Raw genomic sequence first — 4,530 nt, 5'->3', positions numbered from 1 at the left:
AGAAGTTGGAGGCGATATCAGTGATGGAAAATTGGAGAAGTCCACTTTTGGGGGTAAGATTTAGCACGAGTGAGGGAGATTTGGTTTTATTTCATCCTGATGGAGAGCGTTTTGTTGAGTTTGTTGAGGTTGTCGAGCAACGCGATCGCCAAAAACAAAGGGCAAATTTGGCTGAACATGAACGCGATCGCGAACGATTAGAAAAAGAACTCGAAAAACAACGTGCCGATCGCGAACGACAAGAAAAAGAGCAAACTCAAGCGGTTTTAGAGGAAGAACGAAAAAAAAATCAACAGTTACGCGATCGCCTCATACAACTCGGGATCGATCCTGAAAATCTTTCCTAATTTTAGAGTGCGATCGCCTGAATTTTAAACTCTTTGAGAAAGCGGTGCGTTTTGCTTTCGCCAACGCACCCTATGGCTACTTCTTTGCTGCGATCGCGAGGAAGTTTGGAGGAGGTTAAATTGTTGCTTCTAATTCTTCTAATGCTTGAAAATTTCCCACCTGCCAAGCGCGTTCTACTGTTGCGGGAATAAGTCGGGTTAGGTTAAAATTGGGCAGAATTGGACTGTTCTCTGTTTCTCGATAAGTTCCGTTTTCCCAGACATAAATTTTTAATTGTCCGCGATCGTAAATCCAAAGTTCCGGTACTGCGATCGCCTCATAAGCCTCCAAAGTTGTTTTGGAGGTAACATCCATCTCTACTGCCAGATCGGGAGGGGGATCGTCTTTCCTTAAACGACGAACTCCGATCATTTTTTGGTAGTTTTGAATGTAAAAACAGGCATCTGGCTCTACTCCCGCAAATCCTTCCCGTTTGAATGTCGTAGAACCAAAAGGCTGATAGGGAAGTCCCGAATGTTTGAGGAGAATTTTAACAATATCGGAAATTAAATCTCTGGGAATCTCATTTTCCGGTAGCGGAGTCATAATTTCTAACGTCCCTTGACTATAAGCAACTCTTGCCGATCGCTTCTCCCCCAATTCCTGTAAAATCGCCTCAAACTCCTGCCAATTCACATTGGGAATGGTGACTATACTACCGGGTGCAAGCTGCATTTGGCTAACGGGTTTGACCACAGGCGCGATCGCGATCGGAGAAAAAGTCATAGGAAGCCCATTTTATCTTTCCTCTCACTCTAACATGAAAGTGTACCCAAATATGATTAAATCTGGCGATCGCCGCCAGTTTTAACAAGTTCTGCGGGCATACTTTTTACTTCCTTTACTGTTTGAGAGTTTTCTATTTTTCGCTGTCTTTGATGAATAGGAATTTCAATAATAAAGGTCGTTCCTTTGTCAAGAGAAGAAACACAGCGCAAGTTTCCTCCATGTTTTAGGGTAACAATTTGATGGCTAATTGAAAGTCCCAAACCCGTTCCTTTTCCGACTCCTTTCGTGGTAAAAAAGGCATCAAATAACTTAGATTGTATTCCTTCAGGAATCCCCGTACCATTATCGGCGATCGCGATCGAGAGCCAATCTTCTCCCATCATCTGAGTTTGAATGGTAATACAATGAGGATCCCTAACAATATCTTGATAAGAACGTCCGAGATCCCCCTCTTCAAAAGCATCAATTGCATTAGCCAAAATATTCATAAAGACTTGATTCAATTGACTTGCGTAACACTCAATCAGAGGTATTGTTCCATAATTTCGGATAATTTGAATTTCGGGATACTCTGAATTTGCTTTGAGACGATTCCCTAAAATCATCACCGTACTATCGATTCCTTCGTGAATATCCACTGCTTTGCAATCTGATTCATCTACACGGGAAAACACCCGCAGGGAAAGTACAATTTGACGAATGCGATTAGTTCCAACCTGCATGGAGTTGAGAAGTTTCGGTAAATCATCAGCAAGAAACTCGATATCAATTTCTTCTTCAATGTCTTTAATTATTGCAGTTTTTTGGGGAAATTCAGCCTCATAAGTCTCGATCAGTTTGAGTAAATCTTCTGTATAATTAACCGCATGAGTAATGTTGCCATGAATAAAGTTGACGGGATTGTTAATTTCATGTGCTACTCCAGCGACTAATTGACCCAAACTGGACATTTTTTCTGTTTGTACCAATTGTGTTTGTGCTTGCTGCACGATTTGTAAGGCTTGAGAAAGTTCTGCTGTTCTTTGTTCCACACGCATTTCTAACTCATGGGTTAATTGTTGCAGAGCATTTTGAGTGCGCTGACGTTCTTGTATTTCATCCTGGAGTTGTAAATTTTGCTTGTCTAATTCTTCTTCTGTTAATTCCTGACTTTCTTCACTCAATACGAACCACCAAGATGCCATGCCGCATAAAACTAGAATGAGAGTATATAGGGCAAAAAAGAGATCGAGAATGATGGCGATCGCCTCAGAAGATAATTGCAAAGATTCCCAGATACCAAAGTAGAAAACAAAGCCAAAGACTGCCCCAATTGTTCCCGATAATAACAAAAATGCCCCCAGAAAGCGGATAATTCTCAGGCTGAGTTGAGGAGAAAGTCTGTTTTGTAATAACTCTAAAACTGGGGTATAAAACCCATAAGAGCCATCATCATCTTCAGAAGTTTTACAGCTATCGTGGCAATGCGCTTCTAAAGTGCAACACAGAGAGCAAATATAACCCTTATAGACGGGACAATGAGCAGTATCGTCAGGTTCGTAATCTTGTTTGCAGATCGAACAATTAATCAGAGATGAACTCAAATTGACAGTTTGACGAAGAGGGTTTTCTCTGGCGATGTAATATTTACCTTTTGTTGCCCAAGCAATAAGAGGAGAAAGAACAAAAGCAATACCTAAAGCCAGGAAAGGTGCATAGGCTTGAGGGTAAATACCAAAGACTCCCACAAATGCCAAAATAGAAATTACTGAGGCGATCGCCATTGAACCAAAACCGACAGGATTGATATTGTATAAGTAAGCGCGTTTAAATTCGATATAAGAGGGACTGAGTTTCAAGGGTTTATTAATCACCAGATCGGCAACTAAAGCCCCGATCCAAGCGATCGCCACATTAGAATACAATCCTAAGACTGCTTGTAGCGTTTCAAATACCCCCAACTCCATCAATAAAAGCGCGATCGCGATATTAAAAACTAACCAAACAACTCGCCCAGGATGAGAATGAGTCAAGCGAGAGAAAAAATTCGACCAAGCGAGAGAACCGGCATAGGCATTAGTAACATTAATTTTAATCTGAGAAACAATAACAAAGAAGATTCCCACCCCTAAAACAATACTCGGATCGGCAAACATATCCGCAAATCCAGCTAAATACATTTGGATCGGTTCTTTGGCATCAGTCACGCTAATTCCGTGGGCGATCGCCAAGGAAGCTAAAAACGATCCTCCTAACTGTTTCGCAACCCCTAAAACAATCCAACCGGGACCCGCCACTAAAACTGCTAACCACCATTTAAAACTATTTTCTGCCTTTTTTTCTGGTAAAAAGCGCAGGTAATCGACTTGCTCTCCCAACTGGGCAATTAAAGCGAAAGAAACGGTTGCTGCTGCACCAAATAACAAAGGATTTAAGCCCGCGCTACCGGAGTAATTTCCGACAAAATTAAGCCAATTATTTAACGATTCCGGCTCCTTATATAAAACAAAACAGTAAGGCGAAATCATTAAAAACAACCAAATTGGTTGCGTCCACAACTGCAATTGATTGATCAAAGTCACGCCATAAAAAACCAAAGGAATGACAATAACAGAACAGAAGATATACCCAAGGGATAAAGGAAGATGAAAATACAACTTTAAAGCCTGTGCCATAATTGCCGCTTCAATGGCAAAGAAAATAAAGGTAAATGACGCATAAATTAAAGAAGTAATTGTGGAGCCGAGATAACCAAACCCCGCCCCCCTTGTCAACAAGTCCATATCAATGTTATATTTAGCCGCATAATAAGCGATGGGCAATCCAGCTAAAAAGATAATCAAACCAACTACTAAAATTGCCCAAAAAGCATTGGCAAATCCATAACTAATCATTAAAGAAGCCCCGATCGCTTCTAATGCTAGAAAAGAAATGCCCCCCAAGGCAGTATTGGCAACTAAAAACTCAGACCATTTCCGAAAAGACTTAGGAGCATAACGAAGGGAATAATCCTCCAAAGTTTCATTGGCAACCCAAGTATTATATTCTCGTCTTTCTTTAACAATTTGCTTACTGGCTATACTCATATTTCAATCTAAAGTAAAAGAAATGGACACAAAGAAATGAACAAAAAAAATGAACAAAAGTTTCTCATTTTTTTTCACTAAATCTTAAGAGATTCTCGATCGCACCACTTAAGTTATAAAAAAGTAATGCTTGATACAAAAGTAGATGATAGCTTCTGTCAGTAAGACTAATATCAACTATTTGCATAAAGTATAGTTGATAACCCAGATGTTGAAATTGTTTTAGAGAATGTTAGCATAACTCTAGCACGAGTGAACTACCGCTATCGAATCAAAGATTACGATAGCGGCTTCCCTTTTCACTGGGGATCGCGCTAGACAGAACCGAAGTTCTACCACCTCGTCTTAT

Annotated in this window: 2 protein-coding genes and 1 pseudogene; 1 reads left to right on the top strand and 2 read right to left on the bottom strand. The window is 40.4% G+C overall.

What is annotated here, in order from left to right:
• Window positions 1–347: pseudogene (locus tag JUI58_RS03160) on the top strand (Uma2 family endonuclease); the annotation flags it as partial.
• 115 nt (window positions 348–462) lie between these two features.
• On the opposite strand, the gene JUI58_RS03155 reads toward JUI58_RS03160, so the two are convergent.
• Window positions 463–1,113 (bottom strand): Uma2 family endonuclease, encoded by a 651-nt coding sequence (locus tag JUI58_RS03155; protein ID WP_204102291.1) that lies wholly within the window; start codon window positions 1,111–1,113, stop codon window positions 463–465.
• A 56-nt stretch (window positions 1,114–1,169) separates the two neighbouring features.
• Window positions 1,170–4,181, bottom strand: coding sequence for an ATP-binding protein (locus JUI58_RS03150; RefSeq protein ID WP_204102290.1), 3,012 nt, complete (start codon window positions 4,179–4,181; stop codon window positions 1,170–1,172).
• Window positions 4,182–4,530 lie beyond the last annotated feature (349 nt).

This window comes from Spirulina sp. CCY15215 (assembly GCF_016888125.1).
Lineage (GTDB): Bacteria > Cyanobacteriota > Cyanobacteriia > Cyanobacteriales > Spirulinaceae > CCY15215.
The sequence above is the reverse complement of the archived record's forward strand: the minus strand, read 5'-3'. Positions and strand labels throughout refer to the sequence as shown.